Raw genomic sequence first — 24249 nt, 5'->3', positions numbered from 1 at the left:
TGACAGAATAACACTGACAGGCGTTCGTTGAGTAGGTCAGTTTAATGAAGCAGTAGGGGCGATGAACGATGTCTATACAAACCATCCTGGTAATTGGGGCAGGGCAGATGGGGAGCGGCATCGCGCAAGTGGCTGCATCTGCCCACCGCAAGGTACTTTGGCATGATCTATCGCTGGCTTTGATCGATAAAGGCATGTTGGCGATCCGTAAACATTTAGAACGAAGTGTTGCGAAAGGGAAGTTGACGGAGGAAGCGAAAGAAAGTCTTCTGAGCCGCATTCTACCGACAGGAGATATTGAACAGGCTGCAGAAGTGGATCTTGTGATCGAGGCGATATCCGAGAATATGGCATGGAAAACGGCATTATTTCGGAAGCTAGATGAAATTTGTCCCCCTGATGTCATACTGGCAACGAATACCTCATCTCTGCCCATCACGGAGATTGCTGCGGCAACAACGCGTCCTTCGCAAGTTATCGGGATGCATTTCATGAACCCGGTTCCTGTAATGCCCTTGATCGAAATCATTCGTGGTCTCGAAACGTCTCAGATCGTATTCGATACGGTCTTTCAGTTGAGTAAGGAACTGGGAAAAACTCCTGTAGAAGTTCAGGATTTCCCTGGATTCGTATCGAATCGGATTTTAATGCCGATGATTAATGAAGCCATTTTTACTGTATATGAGGGCGTAGCAACGGTGGAAGCTGTAGATACGGTGATGAAGCTTGGGATGAACCATCCGATGGGACCGCTGGAACTTGCTGATTTCATTGGGTTGGACACATGTTTATCGATCATGGAAATACTCTATGAAGGATTTAAGGATGCCAAATATCGGCCTTGTCCGCTCCTCAGGAAATATGTGAAGGCGGGGCGACTTGGACGCAAGTCAGGGCAAGGATTTTATACGTATTGAAGTTGAAGGTTGCTTGGCAGTCACTCTGTAGAGGGGCTGTTTTTTGTTTGAATAGCGACATTTGGGTGGTAAAGGAGTAGAATTTAATTAATGACATTAATTAGTGTCGTTAAGTATCTATCAAGAGTGATTAAACTCTACTAACCTGATGGGGTTGCAATTCTTTATAAAGGCGTTACATTTGTTGTTGTCGCCTGTTACATTCATGGATTCCCTTTGATACGTAGGCATAGGTGCGGTATTTGGTTGGAATTAGAAGATTGAAAAGATAGTAGAAATCGTAGGCACAAATGAGTTGTTATATAATTAATGCCATTAATAATTCATGAGATAAACAATAAAAAGTTGGCATCACACAGCATACGTGATAAACTGCTAGATGCGACACTGCAGCGAGTTGCTCTGATGGAGACGGAATCGGCAGATTAAGCTGGTGTCCGACAAAGGAGGCCAACGTTGTGAAATTTCGTGCTGTATCGCAAGAAACCCAGATGAATTATATGCTTTGGAGTATAAAGAATGAAATACGGAAAGAGAATAAGTACTTAGCATCCTTACCATTCGACCCGTCGCCAATCATTGGCGTTGTGAAATATCATTTGGATCAGTGGGATCCAATACAATTATTAGAAGTTGGAAGTCAAGAGGATGAATACGATGGTGAGGCTCGCAGCATTACCGTTTATATAATCAAGCATATGGAAGATATTAGTGTTGCAGGATTGGGACAAGAGATCCAGCGTCTATTTAGTAAAGCCTTTCTGGATGAATTTCAGTCAGATGAGGAAACGTTTGAAATTGCAATTGGCATATTGCGTGATTTGACTAATGGAAATGAGGATGTTTCGAATGAGTGAAATGGTTGGAAAGTACTGCGCGAAGTTTTTTGGTAAAACAGGTGTCATTCTTGAAATTGGCGTTGTGAAAAAGGTAGCGAGTCGCACTATCCATGTTGATTGGGGGACGAAAACCTGGGTATACCAGAATCGTGATTTCAATTGGACACCGCTGACGAAGGAAGAGTTCGAAGTCAAATACAAAAAGCCGAAATTCTCTGACGCTGCTCTAGTGCGCGCCGCGGAATTGGGCCTCAAAATTACATATAATTAAGTTGCGGCTGCCTTATGGCAGCGTTTTTTTTTGTGCGATGGGCAATCGTAACTTTAGCGGAACCACGTTCCGTTTCTTCGAAGTGGAGACAACCGTCTCTATAGGCGCCTCGATTGATGAATTGACACTCTTCTATGTTGGATGACTTGCTGCAAGAAGAATACGCACGAATTGGGAAAAATTGAATTCTACTTATTCTTTACAAATAAAGGGTCATTAGGCATGATAAAATAGGAGTATGGGATGTCGCAGAGATGATTTTCGCAAAGTTTCACTTCTGAAACCCACATCACAATAGGATGGAGGCACACAGAATGTTGCAAATTCGAGAATTAGAGTTAACAGAGGAGTATCCGATTCATTTATTTCTTCTAGCTGATCCGGAACTTGCGATGGTTGAGTCTTATGTGTACCAAAGCAAATGCTTCGTACTGGAGGAAAACCATGAAATTGTCGGTGCATATTTACTGCTTCCGACGAGGCCGAAGACGGTTGAACTGGTGAATATTGCGGTTCTTACGAAGAAACAAGGCCGTGGGTATGGGAAGGAATTAGTGAAGCACGCTGTAGAAACAGCAAGAACACTCCATTATAAAACGATTGAGATCGGTACAGGCAATTCTGGAGTTCAGCAGTTGAGTCTCTATCAGAAGTGTGGATTTCGCATTTATGGCGTAGATCTTGATTTCTTTACAAGGCATTATAAGGAACCTATCTTTGAAAATGGGATTCAATGCCGCGATATGATCCGCCTAAGTCAGGACTTATAGGAGAGTAGGAAAAACACCTGTAAATGTGCTAATTAAGCACGATTACAGGTGTTTTTCTGTATGGGCAACGCCGTTCGCGTCTTTTCATTATTACCCAAGTTGTTTGTACGTATACTCGTAAACATCACGAACCTTCTCTAGCACCCTTGGTGCATGTTGGACGAATCTCAATTTAACATGCTTGTTATTTGTCAAATAGGCTCCGCGCATATGGTGACCTAAGGCACCTTGATAGAGCAGAGAGGCTCCTTTGCTAGGATGTGGAAAAAATAACAGGATAATGGGCTTGAGATAGAAGGGTATGCCTGATTTTTTACCCGGGCGAATTGTATTGTTGCCGCCAGGGTCAACGGTTATCATGGTAATTCCTTCATTGGCCAACTGTGGAGCAAGTTCTTGTGTCCATAAGGATAGCGCGAGTTTAGATGCCGCATAGGGACCGAATAGTTGTTTGAAATTCGTGGGACTATCTAAGGTATCAGGGTCAAAACGCGTCATCGTATTGAACGCATTGGTGGAAGTATGCACAACTCTTTTCAACGTCCCCTTCTTCAACAGTGTCAATAACTCCATCGTAATAATATAGGGAACGACGGTTTGTAGCTCATAATGGAGCTCTCGACCTTGCTTTGAAAACATGAGCTCATGAAAGCTGCCACCTGCATTATTGAAAAGGAGATCAATCTTCTCCTCATTGGTTTTTATTAGCTCTAACGCAACCCTTAAACTTGCAAAATCACTCAAATCCGCTCGGTAGACACGCAATTGGCGCGTTCCTATAGCTGTTTGGATCGGTAGATCGTCTGCAGGGAATTCTGTGCGTATTAGCGCAATGATGTGCGCGTCTTCTTGGAGCATCCGATGAGTCAGGGCTAACCCAATCCCGCTGCTGGCGCCTGTAATTAGTACGACTTTACCAGAAAGATTCGTAGTCATGTTTATTTTCCTCCATATTCAAAGCATGTGTTGGTGTATGGATTTGACTATACAACTTGAAGTCGACTCGAAGTCAACTCATGTGATGAAATTATTTAGGTGTTGACTTCGAGTTAACTCCAAGTTTTATAATGGATCAATATGGGATAAAGGGAGTTGGCGTTGATGAGTGAGGCGACAGGTTTTTCAATTAAAGAAGCAGCGATACAATCGGCTTTGTCGGAAGATACGATTCGTTATTATGAAAAAATCGGACTGTTACCTCAGCCGGATCGGAAGAATAACCGCCATCGAATCTATCACTCGGAAGATCTTGCTGTAATGAAATTAATCACTTGTCTGAAGAAGACGGGTATGTCCTTGGATGAAATGAAACCTTTTCTAGGTTTGACTGCAGAGTCTAATTTGATCGAACATCCAGATCTACAAGTTAAGCTGAACCAACATAAGGAGAACATCCAACATCAGATTAATTCGTTGCAAATGATTCTAGATGTGATTGATTCAAAATTGTCTTCAGGCAACATGCTGCCAGAGGCATGCGTGCTTGCTGATCCCACGAAGAAGTTACCGCAAGTAAGAAGTATTGGATAAGCAGGACATGTAACACAGGCCTTCCTTTCGGGGAGTTCTGTGTTTTTTTGCAATTTAGCGTCTATAGAATTGACCGCCGTCTGATATACCACGCACGGTGAGGTATCCAGATGTGGGGAATTCCCTAATAATTGCTATACCATTCAGGGAGGCGTCCATTGACTTGAAAAAGAAGCTGCGGTATACTTCAGTCATCGGTTCATTTTAGTAAATTAGTAAATTACTAAATTGATACGAAGCCTGACTTTAAACTTGGAGGTATACACAAATGAAAATTCCAACAACACTCAAACATAAACCTGTCATCGTGGCTGAGAACTATGCCAATATTGACGGTAGATACACGCAAAGCACGGATACACAAGGTCTTTCTCTAGGACTAGCGCAGTGGAACGACAGAGGAAAGGTTGATATTTCGGCTAAGGTATGGCGCTATACCGGCGAGAAATGGTCACGCCAATCCGAGGAGTTACCTTTGCACCGTGTCTTAGATTTAGCTATCCTTGTATGCCGCACGAAGCTTCATTTCCAAGAGGACGCTTATCGATATGAGAATGGCTATAATCCAGAGAATCCAGTTATTGACCGCATCGGTCTGCAAGGCGACGCAATGACGGTAGGCGTATGCACCGATAATGAGAAAATTAACGAAGATATCAAGCTTTTTAGCCAAGCATTGAGTGAGGATGGAGAATTGATCGGGGAACGCTTGAGCACGCTTTCCAGGATTTTAAAAGAAATGGGGTATTGAACAACATGCTAGACAAACAGCAGAAAAAAGAGCTTGCGACGAATTATAAACAAACATTTCGGGCCATGGGTGTTTATCAAATTCGCAATACGCAGAATAATAAAATATTTGTAAATGGCAGTATGGATCTAGATGGGATGAGAAATCGACTTGAATTTTGTAAGCAAATGAATACGAATACGTTCAATGAGCTACAAAAGGACTGGACGACGTTCGGTGGCCAAGTGTTCGTGTTTGAGGTGCTGGATCGTATTGAGCCACGGGATGAAATCATGTTGGATGCCGCGGATTTGAAGAGTTATCGAACGGAGGTTGATGCCTTACTTGAACTATGGTTAGAGAAGTTAGAGCCGTATGAGGAGAAAGGTTATAATAAACGTAAACGTTAATATAGCAATTTCCACGAACAGTGAAGGGTTTCCGGTATATGCGGAATCCCTTTTTTGCATAAATAGGGAGGTTTCCTCTTATCCTATGGCGAAGTGATGTTAGATGAAATCATTAGTACTCGCATGATCACAACTACATAGAGGAGTGGGAACGATGAAATACCGTCAATTAGGCGATACAGAACTTCGGATTAGTGAGGTTAGCTTCGGTACATGGGCTATTGGTGGAGGCTGGGGTGAGGCGAATGACGATGAATCAATTCGAGGGTTGCACCGTGCCATGGAGGCTGGAGTGAACTTTTTTGATACAGCGGATGTATATGGTTCCGGTCATGCAGAAGAGCTTCTAGCGAAAGCGACGAAAGGAAGAGAAGACGAGATCCACATCGCTACGAAGTTTTGCCGTTCAGGTGATATTCATGATCTTGCGACCTACTCAGAGCAAACGGTTCGCCAATTCGCAGAGAATAGCTTGAAACGGTTGAATCGGGAACGGATCGACTTGTATCAAATTCACTGTCCACCGCTGGCGATATTGAAGGATGGCTCTGTGTTCGAAGTGCTTGAGAAATTGAAAGCGGAAGGAAAGATTCGGCACTACGGCGTAAGCGTAGAGACGGTTGAGGAAGGATTATTCTGTCTAACTGTTCCTGGTGTCAAGGCGCTGCAAGTGATCTTTAACTTGTTCCGTCAAAAGCCTGCAAACAACCTCTTCCCGCAAGCTCACGCTGCTGGGGTAGGTATTCTCGTTCGACTTCCGCTGGCCAGTGGCTTACTGACAGGGAAATTCACGACATCTAGCACATTTGCAGCCGACGATCACCGTAATTTCAATGCGAATGGTGACCAATTCAATGTTGGTGAGACGTTTGCTGGGCTGCCTTTTACCAAAGGGGTGGAACTTGCGCAGGATCTGGCTTGGATTGGCGAAGGTCGCGGGAACATGGCGCGTGCTGCGATGCGTTGGATATTGGAGAATCCCCACATTACATGTATTATCCCTGGTTTCAAGAACGTCAAGCAGATTGAAGATAATCTAGCTACTCTTGATGTTCCAGCATTCAGTTCGGAAGAGCTAGTTCGTTTGAAGAGTTTCTATACGACAGATGTGCACGAGCATATTCGTGGTCCTTACTAGCCTATTTTGAAGGGAAAGGGGTTTCAGAGGAAAACGAAATGGATATAATAACACCACAACGTTTATATCATGGAACAACGGATAATCTCGTCAACCTTTTTCAAAGTAAATTATTAGATAGCCGGTATTGGCGCCCTGGCCGTGATTTCGGCGAAGGATTCTATACAACGATCTCAGCAGCACAGGCACGAAATTGGGCCCGCAAGGCAGCAGCCCGCTCCTTCATGGGGACCGAACTTGCTTGTGTGCTTGAAATTGAATTGATTTCAATACCTGCGAAGATGGATCCGCTCATCTTTTTAAGTGATTCCTTAGCATGGGCCGAATTTGTCATGTCACACCGCCGTGTGATGCAAAAGGGAGAAGCGGATCCTTGTCACAAGCACCCAGATATTATTATTGGGCCTATGGCGGATGGGGACACTGGACGGATTATTGAAGAAGCAGTACAATTAAATAGAGATGTACATTGGTTTTATGATCAAATTTTACGCAACACACGCGGTCGCAAATTGGATGCGCTACGTCTAGGCAATCAAGTGGTCTTCTCCTCGGAGAAGTGGGAAGCATCGCTTCGGTTTGTTGGTTATAACATTTTTACGGGAGGCAGGTGGATCTACTATGAAAACACAAGTTCGGCTGAATCTATATGAACGCGGAATCGTTGATGCTCTTGTTCAGAGTTTCGGTTACACCTCGCAAGGTGCTCGAAAGCTTGTTGTCGAATATGTCGAGGTCATTCGTAAATTAGGTGGTTATGACACCTGTTATGATCATGCAGCACGATTGGTCCAAGCGTCAACCAACAGTTATCAGCCGGAAGAGTGGTTGAAACGAATCAATGTGTTAGCCAAAGAAGCCGTCCAGGATAAAGGTATACTTCATCTAGAGGGTCGCTTACACGTACATGTTCGTTAATAAGAAGAGTAGAAGCTCATCCTTTGGTTGAGCTTTTTTTGTCATCGCTAAGAGGAGGGAAACTATGATTGAACATATTCGCACGAATAATGTACAGCGATTTACCGGTTTTGGCGCCTTGTATGATGAAAGCAGGCCAACTGCTCCGCAGGAATTAATTCAGATATTGACTGCCTATCTGGGCAAGAAGCCACAAAGCGTAGTTGATGTCGGCTGCGGTACAGGGTTATCTTCGTTTCTATGGTTAAATAACGCTGAGCGAATCATCGGCGTAGAGCCGAGTGATGATATGCGTGCAGTAGCCACAGCCAAATGGGAGAGCATGAACAAACCGGCGTCTATTCAATTCGTGAACGCATTATCTCATGAACTGGAGCTGCCTGCTGATTCTGCAGATATTGTCACGTGTTCACAGTCGTTTCATTGGATGGAGCCGCAAAGCACTTTGCGTGAATTCGCTCGTGTGTTGCGACCAGGCGGCGTGTTTGCCGCGTATGATTGCGATTGGCCGCCAGTTATTAACTGGGAAATCGAGCAGCAATATATGAAACTTACATCGCTAGGTGATCAGCGTGCTGTAGAGCTGGCACCAAAGCAAGAGCAAGCGCACAAATGGAATAAGGACGAGCATTTGAAACAAATTCAATCATCAGGTTTATTTCGTTATGCAAGGGAAATCGTATTTCATAATTGGGAGTCTTGCGATTGGGTCCGTTATGCCAACTTGGCGTTGAGCCAAGGTAGTTTACAATCCGCGATTAAGTTAGGTGCGAGTGAACTCGAGTCAGAAGCAGCTGCATTTCGCCAATTTGTGGAGGAGGCTTTCGCTGGTGAAGAACGTAGGATATTATTTGGGTACCGTATGCGGATAGGCATCGTTTAGCTTGTACATAAGAAAGAAGGGAACAGCTACGAAACTGAATGCATTCTTATTGTTCTATGTCGTCATCTATATGGGGAACGCGGTATATGGAACGTTCATGCCCGTGTATCTCAATAACGCAAAATTTTCTCAGGAGCAGATCGGGCTCCTTCTGAGTCTTGGACCCTTGGTTGCCATGATTGGCCAACCGATTTGGGGGGCGCTCGGGGATCGGGCCAAGTCGAAGAATCATGTTCTGCGACTATTGATTATAGGAAGCGGAATTTCCGTTCTATTGTTCCCGATTTCACATCATTTTCTATTTATCCTTGTTATCATTTGCATATTCACTTTGTTCCAGACCTCTATATTTGCGCTTAGCGATGCTATTACATTAGAGGAATTAGATCGCAGACCCACATGGAGCTTCGGTATCATTCGTTTGGGAGGGACCGTAGGCTTTGCCATCATGTCTCTTCTATTCGGATTTGTTGCCAAGTCGTACATCAATTCCATGTTTCCGGTTTATGCGTGTACAATGGCAGCTGCATTGATTTGTTTATGGCAATTCCCGGCTGCTGCTGGGCGCCCAGCACATGTAATAGGGCAGAAATTCCGTGAGCTGTTCAAGAATGGCAAACTGATGTACTACATAAGCATGAATTTTATCATTCAAATCACACTTGGTTACTACTATGCCTTTTTCCCGATCTACTTTAAGGAAATGGGTGGGGATAGCGTCCTGTTGGGGTGGTCGATGACCATCTCATCCCTAAGTGAGCTTCCTTTCCTTTTATTTTCAGCTAAAATTTTGAAACGAATTCCGATCTCGATTATTTTACTCGTTGCCGCATTGGCGTCATCCTTACGGTGGTTTCTATTCTCTCAGATTGAAGTCGCCCATTGGTTATTACCTGTGCAAGTCTTACATGGGGTTATCTTTATCGTTCTATCCGTTACGATTGCCACGATTATTAACCGTGAAGTACCTCCTGAATGGAAGGCAAGCGGTCAAACCTTGAATGGCTTACTTAGTCTCGGGGCTGCTCGTATTATCGGCAGCTTCATTGGCGGTTTCATGAGCGCAGCGTATGGGATGAGACAAGTTTTCCTGTATAGTTCATGGCTATCAATGGCGTGTGTCGTCGTGATTGGCGTCGTTCTATTTACACGAAGAAAGCACAAGGAACTTGGGTTATAATACAGAAGTGGATGCGAAAATGGTAAAGCTATGAAAGGAGTGAACATGATGAACGATCATGAAGCGATTCTTACTTATGAGCCCGGCGGGCAACAGATATGCATGACACGCGTGTTCAATGCGCCACGGGAACTAGTGTTCCAAGCATTTACGGATGCGACGCTCTTCGTGCAATGGCTTGGGCCGCGACAGCTATCGATGAAACTGGACACTTTTGAGCCGAGAAGCGGTGGCAATTGGCGGTATGTGCATCTGGATAGTCAAGGAAATGAGTTTGCGTTTCGCGGTGTGTTTCATGAAGTTACGGCGCCGGAACGAATTATTCAAACCTTCGAGTTTGAGGGGCTTCCGGAGAAGGGGCATGTTATCCTTGAAACCGCGAAATTCGAAGAACTCGAAGGTGGAATGACCAAGCTAGTGATGGAATCGGTGTTCCAATCGGTCGCTGATCGTGACGGTATGTTGCAATCAGGCATGGAGCAAGGGATGCAAGACTCGTATGAACGGTTAGGAGAGCTTCTGGATCGCATCAAATAGGTAGGAAGAGAGCAGGCGCTGAGGCGGCCTGTTTTTTTCTTGAATAATAGCATAATAAGATATCTATTTGCCGATTCGAATATGGCGATTCCTGAACGACTTTGATACGATATGTCCAAATAGAGGAATGAAGGGATGGTTGCTATGCCATTTATATCACTAACGAGTTGGAGTTTACATCGGAACTTAGGTCCGTTGCGTTGGACTCGCTGGGATGACAACGTCCAAACGCAATTTACGGAAGCGCAAGATCAGCCAGAGCTGATTTCATTGCTGGAATTACCAGCGGTATTAGCAGAGAAAGGGTTTGAATCACTGGAAGTATGCCATTTCCATTTCCCGGAGACGAATGAAGCTTATCTACGTACGTTGAAAGAGGCATTTAAGGATGCCGGCCTGCGTTTCTATACGTTGCTGCTCGAATATGGGGATATCTCTAGTTCAAATGATGTTCGTAGACAGTCTGATCTTGCATGGATAAAAGGTTGGATAGATGTTGCTGCACGAGCTGGAGCGGAAAGAGTGCGTGTCATTGCTGGAGAAGCGGACCCATCAGACAAGGATGCATTGGCCCGATCCATCGAAGCACTCCGTGTGCTAGGACAATATGGCAAAGAGCATGGTGTTCGCGTCGTGACAGAGAATTTCAAATCTCTCTCCTCAACAGGCGACAACTGTCTTGCAATTATTGAAGGATGTGGAGAAGTCATTGGATTTACATCTGATTTCGGTAATTTCAAAGGTGATCAGAAATTCGCCGAACTACTTCAAACCATTCCTTGGAGTGAATCTATCCATGCCAAAGCACAAACGAATGCCGATGGCATTCCCGATGAAGCTGAGTTTATCCGCTGTTTAAACATTGCCAAAGAGGCTGGTTATGAGGGGCCGCTTACGCTTGTTTATGATGGTCCTGGTGATATGTGGGAAGGTATCGAGCGTGTCCGGAAGCTGGCGGAGCCGTTCTGTTCCAACTAGGAAGAGTAACTCCTCCTGCGTGAATTATGTTATGATACTAGCAATGATATCCAATAACTTCACGCTAGAATAGGAGACTTCGACAATGACCCCCGTATGTAATTATTGCAGCAAGAACGATGCCTTAGCGAGTTTAATGATTGAAATTGGACAATTGCGTGTTTCCACCTTGTATTTATTCAGAGAACAAACATATAAGGGACGCTGTATTGTTGCTTTGAATGAGCATCATACTGAGTTCTTTCACTTGTCTCAAGAGAATCAAGACGCATACATGCGTGATGTGGCACAGGCTGCAGCTGCTGTAGAACGTGCTTTTTCACCGGACAAAATTAACTATGGCGCCTTTGGCGATACCATGCCTCATGTTCATTTCCATATTGTTCCGAAGTATAAGGATGGGTACACGTGGGGGAAAATGTTCGAAATGAATCCCGCTGACAATAAGCAATTGACTGAGGCAGAATATGCGGAAATCATCGGTCAGTTGAAAGAACATCTGTAAGGATACTCGATGACAAGACTAAAGCCACCAATCATCATACGGATGAGAGGTGGCTTTGTATATTTTTACACAGCTGTAATTACTAATGAGAAGGCCAAGAACAGACAGAGCCGACTATAGAATCGCGTGTCATAGTAAGAGAATGCTGTATGTTTGAATCTTAAGAAGAAAACACACCCACAGAGGAAACACGACCACTTGGTAAACGCATTTGCTTGCAAGACGGACAGTGCCTCCGATTGGGCTATTAGAACGGTACACACCTAACATCAATAGGGCAACCGCTAGAGTCTCAAGTCTACGAGGACGAAGCAAAGCAGCGCCTTCATTGGATTGCGGCAACGCTGTACGACTGCCCCATCATACCGAATTGGTTCATCGCTCAGATCGCATTACTAAGGGAACGAATGGGTTGATAGGGGCACTACCAAACAAATAAGTCTGCCTTCCGAACTAAAATGGATCAAATTAGGAGCTGCCGAGTTATATACTCGGTGGCTTTTTCATTATACCCTTCGACTACTGGGGGATGAGAGAGTAGAAAAAAACTTTGTGAATGGCAGATTCTCACCAGTGATCTGGTCTTTTTAGCTCTTCTTTTGCAGGAATAAGGAGGGAATTTGTCGAAAAGAAATGATACGTGGAAATTAAACCGTGTGTTACGGAGGTACAATGAAAAATAAGTTGAAAATGAGTGTTAAGCTCGCGGCTGTGCTTACTGGGGTATCTATGGTTTTCGGGAATCTCACTGCACTCGCAGCAGACAACGATGTTCAAAATGCCGCACTAGACTATTTAAATGACGTCAGGGCTCATATGGGTATTCCTTTGATGGAACTAGATCCTTCACTTACCTCTGCAGCAGGCAACCATGCGAATTATCTCCTCGTGAATCAGGAGAACGGACATACAGAAGCACCGAACAAGCAAGGCTTTTCAGGCAAGCTTCCTTGGGATCGAGCAGCAGCGGCGGGTTTGGATACGGATAAATACGGTGTATTTGAGGATGTTTCATTTACGACGGATTCGCCAGAAGTTGGTGTTCAGTCCTTGTTGGACGCACCGCTTCATCGCGCGAGTCTGATCCTCCCGGACATGTCACTCCTCGGCGTTGGGTATAACAAGCATGCACTTGTTCTTAATCCTGCGAAAAAGTGGTTCACGTACGCAGGAACAGGTGTTTATCCTTATGATGGACAGCGGGGAGTACCAATTGGATTTTATGGTTTTGAGATTCCGAATCCATTAGAACAATTCAATCTGGAGAAGTCGGGGTATTTTATCACCTATGCAGGCGTAGCTCAAGAAAAGTCGGACGTAACTGCCTCAATGATAGATAGTCAAGGTGTCTCCGTTGAGATTTACAAATTAAAGCAAGAACTAGGGGATACGAACGCATGGCATATTATTCCGAAGCAAGAGCTTGCTTATGGCCAAACATATACCGTAACGGTTGAACAAACAACTTGGTCTTTCACAACTGTAGAAAATCCAGCTAAGCCATCTACGACGGAACAGAAGGGGAATCCGGTCAAAACGGACCCGCCAAAGAAATTTACACAGAACGATGTAGGCATTCGTGTGAATGGAACTTATATTGACGTTTCTCCAAAGGCCAAAATCATTGGAGAAAGCACGTTCATCCCGCTTCGTGGCGTATTCGAAGCGATGGGAGCCAAAGTGATTTGGGAGGGGACACGTCAACAGGTTACGATCGTGAAAGGCTCCAAAACGATTGTTTTGAACATTGGGAACAAACAAGCGCTAGTCAACGGAACAGGACAGGCACTATCGAACGCGCCATTTATTTCCGCGGAAGGTTCTACGTATGTTCCATTACGATTTGCAACTGAAGCGCTTGGCGCGCAAGTGGCATGGGAAAGTGATAAGTGGACTGCTGTCATCAATCAGATGGATTAGGTGAAGTGAAAGATGAGAAAGTGCAACCATTATAGTTGAATAGTCCAAATCAAGCTGAAATGCGTGCAAATGTGCAACCTTTTCAGAGAGAAGCACCCTTTTGGCGCGATTGTGCTCCAGAAGGGTGCCTTTTTGCAGTAATTTTCAAATAATAGCCGTATTTCACGAAAATAAGTGCCTATATGCAATTTTCAGGGGTTCATCGAGCTAGGCCTTAGCGCAATGCCTTCAAAGCCCCGCTCCAAGCGATGACTTGATCGAACATGGTATTCGCAGCGGTATCCTGACGCTGGTTGGGCTTGAGTACGGTAAAGTTCTCAAAATCAGTGAAGAGGGACAACGTTACCTGAGCGCGAACGCTGGCCATATGTAATTCGGCAATGATGAGACGCAAATTCTCAGCTGCGCGAGCTCCACCTGTACCACCACCATAGCTGACGATCCCAGCTGCCTTGTCTCTCCATTCATTGAACAAGAAATCAAGCGCATTCTTCAAAGCGGCAGGAACGGCGTGATTGTACTCTGGTGTCACGAAGATGTAACCATCATAAGCTTGAATCGCGTTCGACCAAGCAATCGTATGTTCTTTGGTGTATTTCATCAACATAGGAGGATGGGGTTCATCATACAAAGGTAAGTTGAAATCTGCCAGATCGACGATCTCGAATATTGCATCCGTGCGTTTGCTTGCGACTTCGTGTACCCACTGAGCGACGACTTCGCCTCTTCGACCTGGGCGTGTGCTGCCGAGTATTATGCCAATTTTTAACATCGTGATAGCCTCCAATAGTGTACGTCATATAAGAGTAGCATAACGTTCGAGCGGCAGCTCACGCAATTGAAAATACAGTTATAACAAATGTTTCCCATTTGAAAGTATTAAGACGAAAAATTGTTAACATAATATATGTTAAGTTAACTTATTGGTAAAAGTGACGTTTCCGAGTCATAATACATGTTATATTTTGAAAATTGTATGAACATAAAGGGGATGTATATGATTTATCTTACAAGCTCCTATATAATTTATTAGTAGACATTGTGATTAGATAAATGAAGGGTGGTCGCTTTTCTTATGAATACCTCTATATACTTTGTTATATTTTCGGTTATTTTGTTATTTGGTTTATTATCGACATTTATTATCGGGTTTTCCCGTAAAAATCGTGAAGGAGATCAGTCCTATTTTCAGAAGACAGGTACGAAATGGGTAAGACTTACTTCTCTATATGTCATCTCCATTGCAGCAGGCTTATTAGCCTTGTTAGCCTTTATTCGATACACAATTGAATAGATGTAAATATAAAAAAATCTCCCGGAAAGGAGATTTTTTTATTTGGATTAGGTGGGATTCAAGCCGGCAGCGATGGTAACGTATTGATTTTGATAAAATGAATCTGCAACGATCCGAAAAAAGCTTTCCCTTGATTGTAATACAATTCACATTTGTACCCATACTGGCAAGCAATGGCTTGTAAGCATTTGAATCCAGGGAGCGATCTTACCATAGATGTGATTTGCTTGGTAATATGATTGGGAAGTTTCATGACCATGGAAGACGCATTAATGCCATCAACAACAGAGATAAAACTGGGAAACTCGGGTCTCTTGAGCAGTGACAGGTTCATATGATCCTCTGCAATTTGTAAGATCTCTTTGTTCAATCGATTGAGGTTTAAGGTCATATGTTTATAAAAATAGATACCATACCCGATTTTGTTCGTAAAAGGATTTAATCGTTTCTTCCATTTCAGCACGTTTGCTTCCCAGTAGGACTCCAGTTGATCACTAATTCTTGTCCAGTTTAATCGTGATGTGAGAAAATGTTTCATTCGTATACTCCTTAAACCTATAGATTCTGTTCTTAAGTATGACGTTGGAACTAGGTATATCGTTCAAATACACTACATTACGAGAGCAGTATCTGGACAAAACCTTCAGCGGCAACGGATAATTTCATGTTATATCTTATGGCAAACCCTATACTACGTGGTGGAAGTGGCTCCTCCAATGTGAGCTCCACAAGTGACCCTGATTGAAGTTCATTTTGCACAAATGATCGACTTATGAAAGCAGCGCCATAACCTAACCTTGCGAACTCTGCTAGGAGATCAATGTTCCCTAATTCAATGTCTGGATTCACGACGAATCCTTGTGACCCGAACCATTTCTCGATAGCCACACGAGTACTGCTTCCAGGCGATAAGAAGAGAAGAGGTAGCTCCGCGAGCTCGCGGGTAGAGATGGGGCGAGTCGCTAATTCGCTGAAACTTTCACCAACCACGAAGCAATCCTCGAGCACAGCCAAGGTGTGAACAGTCAACTCAGAATCATCGATCGGCAGATGAACAATCGCACAATCAATCTCACCTTCCTTCAAACGTTTCGTAATTTCACCCGTCTTCCCATGTGATAATCGAATTCGTATTCCAGGGTATTGCTGATGATAGGCATTCAATTGAGGCAACAGCAGGTGCTTAATTAATGAATCACTAGCCCCGATCCGAATCTCTCCCTGAAGTCGTTGCTTAAGGTTGCGAAGATGCTTCTGTCCCGAATCCAGCATGGCGAAGGATTGTTCCACGTAATCTAAGAGCGTTTGGCCTTCTTCGGTGAGCTCAACACCTTTCGATAGTCGATGAAACAATTGGAGTCCGAGACCTTCTTCCAGTTGCTTAATCGCATAGCTTACGGATGGTTGTGTTATATGCAGTTCTTGCGCGGCCTTCGTTAAATTGCGGCATTTGGCTGTATGCAAAAAAATGCGATACCATTCTAAATTGATCATATGATATAGTTCACCTCTATGGCAAGATGTGTATATTTGAATTTCATTTATTCCAATGAACTTATTATAATAGCCATATAGGAAAAACACAAAAGAGGTGGCGAATATGGCGAACATCCGGATTTCTGATCCAGGTTGTGCATCGAAGACATGTCCAGGATATTATGAACACATAGCTGCATTAGGTGTAGAAGTTACTTACTAAACAGGAGGCATACAAATATATGGCTGGCAATACATTCGGTGAAATTTTTAAAATTACAACTTTCGGAGAATCACATGGCGCCGCGGTAGGCGTCATTGTGGATGGTGTAACACCAGGCATCGAGATAGATGAAGCCTATATTCAGAAGCAAATGGATCGCAGAAAACCTGGACAATCCTCGGTGACCTCTCCGCGTAAAGAATATGATATTATTCATATCTTATCGGGTGTATTTGAAGGGAAAACAACAGGAACGCCACTATTCGTCAATCTCTATAATCAAGATATGAAGCCGGAAGCTTACAATGATATTCAGAATTCATATCGACCTGGCCATGCAGACTTCACGTATTTGCAGAAATATGGAATCCGTGATCATCGCGGGAGTGGGCGGGCTTCAGGTAGAGAAACAGCAGGGAGGGTAGCTGGAGGGGCAGTCGCTCGAAAGCTGCTTGAACATAGAGGTGTAGAAGTGTTGGCCTATACACGTGAGATCGGTGGAATTTCATGTCAAACCTTCGAAGAGGAAGCGATTGAGCGCAATGCGGTTCGTGCATGTGATCCCATTGCTGGAGCCAAAATGATTGAAAAAATCGAACAATTAGCAGCGATTGGGGATAGCTGTGGTGGTATAGTAGAATGCCGCATTCGTGGGGTGATGCCAGGTCTTGGAGAACCAGTATTTGATAAATTGGATGCTGAATTAGCGAAAGCGATGCTCTCTATCGGAGCAGTTAAAGGGATTGAATTCGGTGCGGGGTTCGCGGCTTCTTCGATGCTAGGCAGTGAGCACAATGATGAAATGGACAGCGAGGGATTTCTTAGTAATCATTCTGGTGGCATTCTAGGCGGGATAAGCACGGGGCAAGAAATTATATTCCGAATTAGTGTGAAGCCAACTTCATCAATTTCTGTTGCTCAGAAGACGTTAAACGTGAAAGGTGAAGAACAAGAGATTCGAACAATCGGTCGTCATGATCCGTGCATTTGTCCGCGAATTGTGCCTGTGGTAGAAGCGATGGCTTGTCTGGTTTTGGAAGATTTGTACAAACGGCAAGCGGCTAATCATGGATAAATAGAAGTACAAGATGCCCCCTTCTCCGAAGGGGGCATCTTGTTAATATTATTTCTTAAATCCCTCAACAGCTTTAATCGCGTGATTAGCAATTTCAGTTGCTTCTGTAAGGGTAATCCCATCTTGCGGAAGGAATGTACCATCAGCTTGCAGCTCGACAATATCCAAAGCAAGCGCGGTTTGGATGGCGCCAACATGTAAGATATCAATCTTGTCATTATCTTTGATGTCGACAGGGTTTAACTTAATCATCGGTAACTTCTCACTGGTTTGCAACGTGTGAATGAGAAGATAGGTGAACGATTCACGCGTTACTTTAGCATCTGGATCAATCTTAATTTGGATATCCGCACCTAATTTACCAAGTGTATCCGTGATAAGCTGAACACTTTGTGTGGAGGAGATAGGGTCAATGCTTACGACGGGTGCTTGATGAGTTTTCAAGTATGCTAGCGCATTAAATACTTCCTCTGCAGCCTCAGCACGCGTAATTTCATCCTTAGGATGGAAAGTATCATCTGTATTCAATGTAATAATCCCGTATTTAAGTGCACGTTGAATCGATCCCGAATAATCAACGGTAAGCTGATCGCCATCTTTAATGTCCACAACAACGGGGTTAATCAATGGGAGTTTCTTACTAATTTCGATCGCCCGAACGAGCTGATGTGTAAACTCTTCACGTGTTAGTTTCTTAGTTGGGTTCAGATCTTTGGGGAGTTCAACATTATTGACAGCTGCGACGATAAGTGCTTGTGAGTACCAAGCGTCATTGGATGCATTCGCATAATAATCACTAGCTTTGGGCTCTTTCACGAAATTCACCAAATCCAAATTAAGTCCAAGTGCATTCACTAGCATTTGTGCGGTTTGGGAAGCTGTAATCTTCTCTTGCGGGGCAAAGAGTGTAGATGTCATTCCACTGATAATACCACTTTGTTGTAGCGATATAATTTTATCTTTTGAACCGATATTGTTTAGGTCAGTGAAGGAGCTTGTTGCGGCAAAACTTTGGCCGACTAGAGATAGGGATAGCAGGGCTGTTGCAGCAGTTAGCGTGATGGTTTTGATTGTTTTTTTCATTTTCTTTCACCTCATATGTTTTTTGTTTTCAGAAACATAAACGGAGGTGTGAATCAAAAGGTTGCACCTGCTTTTAAATTAGTTACTATCATGTTGGAATGTTAGTTGATTTAGTAGTAGTAAAATCATAGTCCCCCCATCTCTAAAGCTGCATGAAGTTGTTGGACGCCGGGCACGATTTCATTGAAATGCGGCCTTGCAAAGCTTAGGCGAATCCACCCTTTATTTGAACCATATACAGTTCCCGGCACAAAGATAACGCCTCTTTTGGTAGCTTCTTCAAGCCATTTAAATTCATCAACTTCGCGATTGATTCTACACCAAAGCGTAAGTCCCCCTTCGGGTATGGCATAGGAAATCATATCTCCCATGATTTCAGTTAGTCCTCGCATGAGTTCATTTCTTTTCTTGGCTAATTCTTTGCGTAAGAAGTGTATGTGTTTCTCAAGATGACCTTCCTTAATAAAAAGATTAGCAACCCACTGAGGGATACTACTTAAGCCGAAATCCATCTGTGCTCTAGCATCGGCTAATCGACTAATGACAGATTGGGGTGCAATTAACCAACCAATTCGTAAGCCAGAAGAAGCTGTTTTGGAAAGGGATCCAATATATAAAACATTGTTATTCTTATCTAGTGATTTCAAGGTTGGAGGTGGGTGACCATCGAAGGCAGTTAATGTAAAGGTGTCATCTTCAACAATTGGAATGCCTAGCTCTGAGGCAATTTCAAGTAACCTCATTTTTCGTTCAGTTGGCATGACACTACCCGTTGGATTTTGGAAATTAGGATTAACAAAAACCATGCGAATCTTATGTTTACGATATAATGTCATAACTTCTTCTGGGTTGATGCCATGTTCATCGGAGGGTAAGCGGAATAATCGTAGTCCTGCCGATTGGAACATTGGCAAGGAATAGCAGTAAGAAGGGTCTTCAATAGCAACCGCGTCACCAGGGTTTAATAAACACTGTAAAATTAAATATAAAGACTGTTGAGATCCAGACGAAATTAAAATAGATGAGTCCGTTGTATGTATGTGAAGATGCTGAGCTAGAAAGGAAACGAGTGTTTCCCTAAGCTGTGCGCACCCCTGCGGGTTATCATATCCCAGTTGTTCATAAAAGGGTCGTTTCTGCAGCAGCTCACGAATCGTTTCTTGCGGATATAAATCCGGAGACAACTGACCGCTTGCGAAGTCGATAAGTCCTTTTTTGTGAAGTAATTCTTCGCGAATACGACGTACGAAAGGTTGATTTGGTAAGAAGTTCCCAGCCTCAACATACTCCTTCCAATTCGGTGTTTGGTTAACCCCACTTTCCTCATTGGGATTCGAAACAATCGTGCCGTTGCCTTTACTACTCACCAGTAAGCCAGTAGCCCGAAGTTCTTCGTAAGCAGCCACCACGGTACTTCGATTGACTCGAAGAACAGAGGCTAATTTACGTTCGGAAGGAAGCATAGTGCCTGGAGGGAACTCTCCAAATACGATGCGGTGTTCCATATAATCCGCTATTTGTTGATAAATAGGCGTTTTGCTTGATCGATCTGGCTTCCACATAAAATATACCAACTTTTATCAAATTTTTGTCTATTCATATCCGAACTTACCTTATGTGTGCAACGAAAAAATACAAAAAAACACCCCGTGTCCCAAAGTCAGGGTTGTCTATTTTTTCAATTTTTCACACACTTGGCCAAAGATCATTATAATTTTTAAGTATCATATCATATATCTTAATCACTTGTGTATGCTTATTAAGTAAAAATATATTATTAAGTTATTAAAATGAAGTACCAATAATAAATAGGTTTTTAGGATAAACTTGGATGGTTAGTTTTCTTGATGAGTGGATGGTTACATCGTGATCAATTCTAGTTATGATGAGGAATGTGTGCCTAGTCATTATACATATCGCATGTCATTTCACACGTCATGAGGAGTTTCACAGATGAGAGCAATGAATCCACGATCTATGAGCGAGATAAATTCAAGAATTAAAATCCTTCAAATAAAAACCGATCTATTATCATTATTCGCTTCCGGTGAATCACTATCTACTATATTGAGAGCAATTGAAAAGACTAAACGAGCCATTACCTTACCACACAAACGTAGAAATTCTTTGCTTTCTTCAAGACAAGTAAAAATAAATCAAGATGAACAACAAGAGATCAAACAGATCTTAAGAGAATTGAAAGCTTGTGCGATCAAACGTAATGAAGATAAAAAGAACTTATTAGCTTTAGTGTATCACGATTCCTTAACTGGATTACGAAACAGAAGATATTTTAAGGAAAAATTAACAACCTTAGTTCAAAAACAACATAAACAAGACTTGAAAATTGAACTGATGTTTATTGATTTAGATCATTTCAAATGGATTAATGATTCTCTTGGCCATGAGGCTGGGGATCGCTTACTCATTCAGATTGCAAGGCGCATTCATGCATGTGTTGGTCCATATGGCACTGTCGCTCGTTTAGGTGGCGATGAATTTACAGTTATTCTTGAAGGGAATCATCCAAGTGGTCCAATGGTCGATGTGGCCGAGCGTATAATTGAAGCGTTTAAAGAGCCGGTATGGTTAGACAAGCATGAAATAAGGGTAACGATGAGCGCTGGCATAAGTGTATTTCCTGATCATGGATTAACTGCCAGTATGCTTATGAAGAGAGCAGATAAAGCCATGTATCATGCAAAGCAAGAAGGCAGAAATCAATTCGCTATGTATCAATCAACCTTTGATGAAGGGGAATATAAACGATTTCTATTTAAATCACAATTTGTCAAAGCACTTGCAGATCGGCAATTTTATTTGGATTATCAACCAAGAGTGGAGCTAGACAGCGGAGAAATTCAAAGTCTTGAGGCCTTGGTGAGATGGAACCATCCTGATCAAGGAATTGTAGGACCTATGGAGTTTATTACACTTGCGGAAGAAACAGGGTTTATCATGCCGTTAGGTGAATGGGTATTTCAGGAAGCTTGCAGGCAAATTAAAGAGTGGCAACAGAAAGATTTACCCCCCGTTAGAGTGGCAATTAACGTGTCACCGAAACAGTTTCTGCAACCTTCATTCGTCAATAAAATAAAAGAGATTCTTAGAGTGAACGACATTAAACCAAGTTGCATCGAAATTGAAATCACAGAAAGCGCATTAATGAAAGATGAACCACATATTATTGATGCTCTGAAAGTGATTAAGGGAATGGGGATATCCCTATCCATTGATGACTTTGGGACGGGCTATTCGTCGCTGCAGTATTTGAAAACTTTTAAATTTGATGCTTTAAAAATAGATAGAAGTTTCATTAAAGATTTGCCGCAAGACAAAGCTCTGACGAAGATGATTATCTCATTAGCACGGAAATTGAAGCTTAAAGTCATTGCTGAGGGAGTGGAAACACATGAACAGCATACTTGGTTATTGAATAGTGGCTGTCATCAAGCTCAAGGCTATCTATACAGTAAGCCGCTCGGAGCGTCGGATGTTGAATATATATTAAATGAATGAGGGAAAGTTACATGGGTCGTGAAGGGCAAATACAACATCGTAATTATGAGGAAATTGTTGAGCTCATTCTATCTTTACAACATATTGAGTTTACGGTAAATCAAGTTAACGATGAAGTGCCTGACAACTTAGATGCTCAAGCTCATTATGAGAATGAGGGAAGTAACCAATGCTTTGTGAAAGAGAATGCGTGGGGAAATGCCGTGGAACAGCTGGATACGCCTGATATCTTTCATATAAAAAAGTTTTATATATATATTGAAAATTGTGGGATCGAACATCCATATAGACAAGAATTATGTGATGTCATTCTGGAGTATGCGAGGCAGCAAGGAGCTACAACCATATTCTTGGATGCGCCTAGTGTCTCAGGAAGTTCACCCTCTTTTTTTGAGAGGAATGGGTGGGTCCCCGTCTCTAAGCACGATCTGCCGATTCGTAATCGGTATCCAGACCGAAGTTCCTCCTATCATCGCTTTGATATCATTTAGTTGGTAATCCAACTTTCGTATATGGATTCATTTCATTAATGATAACGATAGATTATCGAATATTGATACTTTTCATCAATTATTTGATAATGAAGCTGTAAGAAGCAGATGCGATTAATCATTAAGAAAGTATGATTTGATCCACGTATTAGAATGATGTGATACATGCACATAAAGAAAGTGCATCATTCATTGAGAAAGGTGGCAAAACCATGGAAACAGTTCAATACGACTTTGAATTTGATAATGCTATATTATTCGGGCAATTTATCATGGTCATGAGGGACGGAAGAATTGTTGGAGGAGATATAATTGATGCATGGAATGAAAATGAAGTCAAAGTGGGTGACAAATGGTTTTCACGTAAAAAGTGTTCATTTATTGTGTCACCTGCACCTCATACCTCTATTTTTTACTGATCAGACAAGGAGCCGCGATGCGGCTTCTTTTTTTTGACGAAGACGAAGTTAAACCGTACTTTTTTCTGCCAACTTCAATGTAACAATATGATGTGATAATAAGTCGATAAATAACCGGGCAGCCTGACTTAAATACTTATCTTTATGATGGATGATACCTATTTCCCTATGCAGCGTTGGATTTACGATTTTAATTGCTGTTAATTGTTTATCGTCGTACATGTTCAAGTAAGTTTTGGATAGCGCGGTCACGCAAGCACCTGATTTTACAAGGCCAATAATCGTTTCAATCGCGGTTGTCTCGATAATCGGCTCCATATGTATGCCACAGACTGTGCTATTTAAATCAATGACTTGACGACACTTATGCGATTGGGGGAATAGGATAAGCGGGTAACTGCTGATTTCGTCAAAGTTAATGCTTTCACGGTCGGCCAAATCGTGGTCTCTAGAAACAGCCAAATAGATATCTTCTTTGTACAATGGAATTTTACGAATACGTTCATCTTCAACAGGGAAAATCGTGATGGCTAAATCAATTTGATTCTGTATGACTCGCTCCACAATATCGTCAAGATTGAGAATTTTAATTTGCACTTCAGGATAAATGTGATGGAAGTCGAGTAATAAAGATGAAACAAGCTGCGTTAACTCACCAGGAAGTGCACCAATGGATAACGTTCCGCGGTTAACCTTCTGAAGCTCCAAAATCTGTACTTTGACATTATTTAAGGAAGAAAAAATCACTTTGCACTCCTGTAATAAAATTTTACCCGCTTCAGTGATTGCAATTTTTTTACCGATTCGATCAAATAATGGGACCCCTAACTCATCCTCTAGTGATTTAATTTGATGGCTCAACGTCGGCTGACTCATCCCCAGTTTCTCTGAAGCCCTTGTAAAATGCAACTCTTCACAGATGGCTATAAAGTATTCAAGTTGTCGAAACTCCATAATTCTACCTCACTTTTATCCGGATATTCACAAATAGTAGTATGTATCACATGAAAAGTAAATACGCCTCATCATTCATATTATTGATGATAACGATAGAATATCAAATATTGATACTTTTCATCAATTATTCAATAATGATACTTATGTTGCAGCATAAACAGTTGTGTAAGCCGAAAATAATAAAGA

Annotated in this window: 28 protein-coding genes; 21 read left to right on the top strand and 7 right to left on the bottom strand. The window is 42.6% G+C overall.

What is annotated here, in order from left to right:
• Positions 1-68 precede the first annotated feature (68 nt).
• From A8708_RS05250 to A8708_RS05235, 4 genes are all read left to right on the top strand, one after another.
• Complete coding sequence (locus tag A8708_RS05250; protein ID WP_068662463.1) at positions 69-917, top strand: 3-hydroxybutyryl-CoA dehydrogenase; 849 nt, start codon at positions 69-71, stop codon at positions 915-917.
• Positions 918-1375: 458 nt separating this feature from the next.
• Positions 1376-1774: a hypothetical protein gene (locus tag A8708_RS05245; RefSeq protein ID WP_068662462.1), complete on the top strand. Its 399-nt coding sequence runs from the start codon at positions 1376-1378 to the stop codon at positions 1772-1774.
• Positions 1767-2027, top strand: a complete 261-nt coding sequence (locus A8708_RS05240) for a hypothetical protein (protein ID WP_056625290.1) — start codon at positions 1767-1769, stop codon at positions 2025-2027. The genes A8708_RS05245 and A8708_RS05240 overlap by 8 nt, the downstream gene beginning before the upstream one ends.
• A gap of 317 nt (positions 2028-2344) precedes the next feature.
• Positions 2345-2797, top strand: coding sequence for a GNAT family N-acetyltransferase (locus A8708_RS05235; protein WP_068662597.1), 453 nt, complete (start codon positions 2345-2347; stop codon positions 2795-2797).
• 90 nt (positions 2798-2887) lie between these two features.
• On the opposite strand, the gene A8708_RS05230 is transcribed toward A8708_RS05235, so the two are convergent.
• Entirely contained in the window at positions 2888-3733 is an 846-nt protein-coding gene (locus tag A8708_RS05230; RefSeq protein WP_068662461.1) for an SDR family NAD(P)-dependent oxidoreductase, read from the bottom strand.
• A 165-nt stretch (positions 3734-3898) separates the two neighbouring features.
• Here A8708_RS05230 and A8708_RS05225 point away from each other — a divergent pair, with 165 nt between their 5' ends.
• The 12 genes from A8708_RS05225 to A8708_RS34705 all read left to right on the top strand — a co-directional run bounded on the left by A8708_RS05225 (position 3899) and on the right by A8708_RS34705 (position 13526).
• Positions 3899-4327, top strand: coding sequence for a MerR family transcriptional regulator (locus A8708_RS05225; RefSeq protein WP_068662460.1), 429 nt, complete (start codon positions 3899-3901; stop codon positions 4325-4327).
• A gap of 268 nt (positions 4328-4595) precedes the next feature.
• Positions 4596-5078 (top strand): DUF6530 family protein, encoded by a 483-nt coding sequence (locus tag A8708_RS05220; RefSeq protein ID WP_068662459.1) that lies wholly within the window; start codon positions 4596-4598, stop codon positions 5076-5078.
• A 5-nt stretch (positions 5079-5083) separates the two neighbouring features.
• The gene (locus A8708_RS05215) at positions 5084-5467 is read left to right on the top strand and encodes a GIY-YIG nuclease family protein (protein ID WP_068662458.1); all 384 of its coding nucleotides are present in this window, start codon (positions 5084-5086) and stop codon (positions 5465-5467) included.
• A 154-nt stretch (positions 5468-5621) separates the two neighbouring features.
• On the top strand, positions 5622-6605 hold the full coding sequence (locus A8708_RS05210; protein WP_068662457.1) for an aldo/keto reductase: 984 nt from the start codon (positions 5622-5624) through the stop codon (positions 6603-6605).
• Between the two features lie 38 nt (positions 6606-6643).
• Positions 6644-7258, top strand: coding sequence for a DUF3990 domain-containing protein (locus A8708_RS05205; protein ID WP_068662456.1), 615 nt, complete (start codon positions 6644-6646; stop codon positions 7256-7258).
• A complete protein-coding gene (locus tag A8708_RS05200) occupies positions 7227-7523 on the top strand; it encodes a hypothetical protein (protein ID WP_068662455.1) in 297 nt (98 codons plus the stop codon). The genes A8708_RS05205 and A8708_RS05200 overlap by 32 nt, the downstream gene beginning before the upstream one ends.
• Before the next feature lie 64 nt (positions 7524-7587).
• On the top strand, positions 7588-8406 hold the full coding sequence (locus A8708_RS05195) for a class I SAM-dependent methyltransferase (RefSeq protein ID WP_068662454.1): 819 nt from the start codon (positions 7588-7590) through the stop codon (positions 8404-8406).
• 1 nt (position 8407) lies between these two features.
• A complete protein-coding gene (locus A8708_RS05190; protein WP_068662453.1) occupies positions 8408-9586 on the top strand; it encodes an MFS transporter in 1179 nt (392 codons plus the stop codon).
• A 48-nt stretch (positions 9587-9634) separates the two neighbouring features.
• On the top strand, positions 9635-10123 hold the full coding sequence (locus tag A8708_RS05185) for an SRPBCC family protein (RefSeq protein WP_204787470.1): 489 nt from the start codon (positions 9635-9637) through the stop codon (positions 10121-10123).
• A gap of 144 nt (positions 10124-10267) precedes the next feature.
• Positions 10268-11101 (top strand): sugar phosphate isomerase/epimerase family protein, encoded by an 834-nt coding sequence (locus tag A8708_RS05180; RefSeq protein ID WP_068662596.1) that lies wholly within the window; start codon positions 10268-10270, stop codon positions 11099-11101.
• 85 nt (positions 11102-11186) lie between these two features.
• On the top strand, positions 11187-11606 hold the full coding sequence (locus A8708_RS05175; protein WP_068662451.1) for an HIT family protein: 420 nt from the start codon (positions 11187-11189) through the stop codon (positions 11604-11606).
• Positions 11607-12278: 672 nt separating this feature from the next.
• A complete protein-coding gene (locus tag A8708_RS34705; RefSeq protein WP_082927282.1) occupies positions 12279-13526 on the top strand; it encodes a stalk domain-containing protein in 1248 nt (415 codons plus the stop codon).
• A 214-nt stretch (positions 13527-13740) separates the two neighbouring features.
• Here the strand turns inward: A8708_RS34705 and A8708_RS05165 are convergent, their stop codons facing one another.
• Positions 13741-14298: an NADPH-dependent FMN reductase gene (locus A8708_RS05165; protein WP_068662450.1), complete on the bottom strand. Its 558-nt coding sequence runs from the start codon at positions 14296-14298 to the stop codon at positions 13741-13743.
• Positions 14299-14601: 303 nt separating this feature from the next.
• Here A8708_RS05165 and A8708_RS05160 point away from each other — a divergent pair, with 303 nt between their 5' ends.
• A complete protein-coding gene (locus tag A8708_RS05160) occupies positions 14602-14820 on the top strand; it encodes a hypothetical protein (protein ID WP_056625377.1) in 219 nt (72 codons plus the stop codon).
• 58 nt (positions 14821-14878) lie between these two features.
• On the opposite strand, the gene A8708_RS05155 is transcribed toward A8708_RS05160, so the two are convergent.
• Both A8708_RS05155 and A8708_RS05150 read right to left on the bottom strand, forming a co-directional pair.
• Positions 14879-15358 carry a hypothetical protein gene (locus A8708_RS05155; protein ID WP_068662449.1) on the bottom strand — a complete coding sequence of 160 codons (480 nt, stop codon included), beginning with the start codon at positions 15356-15358 and terminating at the stop codon, positions 14879-14881.
• 77 nt (positions 15359-15435) lie between these two features.
• Positions 15436-16314 (bottom strand): LysR family transcriptional regulator, encoded by an 879-nt coding sequence (locus tag A8708_RS05150; protein ID WP_068662448.1) that lies wholly within the window; start codon positions 16312-16314, stop codon positions 15436-15438.
• Positions 16315-16538: 224 nt separating this feature from the next.
• Between A8708_RS05150 and aroC the strand changes: the two genes are divergently transcribed.
• The gene (gene aroC / locus A8708_RS05145; RefSeq protein WP_068662447.1) at positions 16539-17594 is read left to right on the top strand and encodes a chorismate synthase; all 1056 of its coding nucleotides are present in this window, start codon (positions 16539-16541) and stop codon (positions 17592-17594) included.
• A 48-nt stretch (positions 17595-17642) separates the two neighbouring features.
• Here aroC and A8708_RS05140 read toward each other — a convergent pair whose 3' ends face one another.
• Together A8708_RS05140 and pdxR are read right to left on the bottom strand one after the other, a co-directional pair.
• The gene (locus tag A8708_RS05140; protein ID WP_068662446.1) at positions 17643-18677 is read right to left on the bottom strand and encodes an S-layer homology domain-containing protein; all 1035 of its coding nucleotides are present in this window, start codon (positions 18675-18677) and stop codon (positions 17643-17645) included.
• Positions 18678-18802: 125 nt separating this feature from the next.
• The gene (gene pdxR / locus A8708_RS05135; protein ID WP_068662445.1) at positions 18803-20239 is read right to left on the bottom strand and encodes a MocR-like pyridoxine biosynthesis transcription factor PdxR; all 1437 of its coding nucleotides are present in this window, start codon (positions 20237-20239) and stop codon (positions 18803-18805) included.
• A 391-nt stretch (positions 20240-20630) separates the two neighbouring features.
• Between pdxR and A8708_RS05130 the strand changes: the two genes are divergently transcribed.
• From A8708_RS05130 to A8708_RS05120, 3 genes are all read left to right on the top strand, one after another.
• On the top strand, positions 20631-22196 hold the full coding sequence (locus A8708_RS05130; RefSeq protein WP_068662444.1) for a putative bifunctional diguanylate cyclase/phosphodiesterase: 1566 nt from the start codon (positions 20631-20633) through the stop codon (positions 22194-22196).
• 11 nt (positions 22197-22207) lie between these two features.
• Entirely contained in the window at positions 22208-22687 is a 480-nt protein-coding gene (locus A8708_RS05125) for a GNAT family N-acetyltransferase (protein WP_068662443.1), read from the top strand.
• A 212-nt stretch (positions 22688-22899) separates the two neighbouring features.
• The gene (locus A8708_RS05120) at positions 22900-23106 is read left to right on the top strand and encodes a hypothetical protein (RefSeq protein WP_068662442.1); all 207 of its coding nucleotides are present in this window, start codon (positions 22900-22902) and stop codon (positions 23104-23106) included.
• A 48-nt stretch (positions 23107-23154) separates the two neighbouring features.
• Here A8708_RS05120 and A8708_RS05115 read toward each other — a convergent pair whose 3' ends face one another.
• Complete coding sequence (locus tag A8708_RS05115) at positions 23155-24060, bottom strand: LysR family transcriptional regulator (RefSeq protein WP_068662441.1); 906 nt, start codon at positions 24058-24060, stop codon at positions 23155-23157.
• Between the last annotated feature and the right edge of the window lie 189 nt (positions 24061-24249).

Origin of the sequence: Paenibacillus oryzisoli, assembly GCF_001653565.1 — a bacterium.
Classification (GTDB): Bacteria; Bacillota; Bacilli; order Paenibacillales; family NBRC-103111; genus Paenibacillus_E; species Paenibacillus_E oryzisoli.
This window is presented reverse-complemented; position numbering and strand designations above follow the sequence as displayed.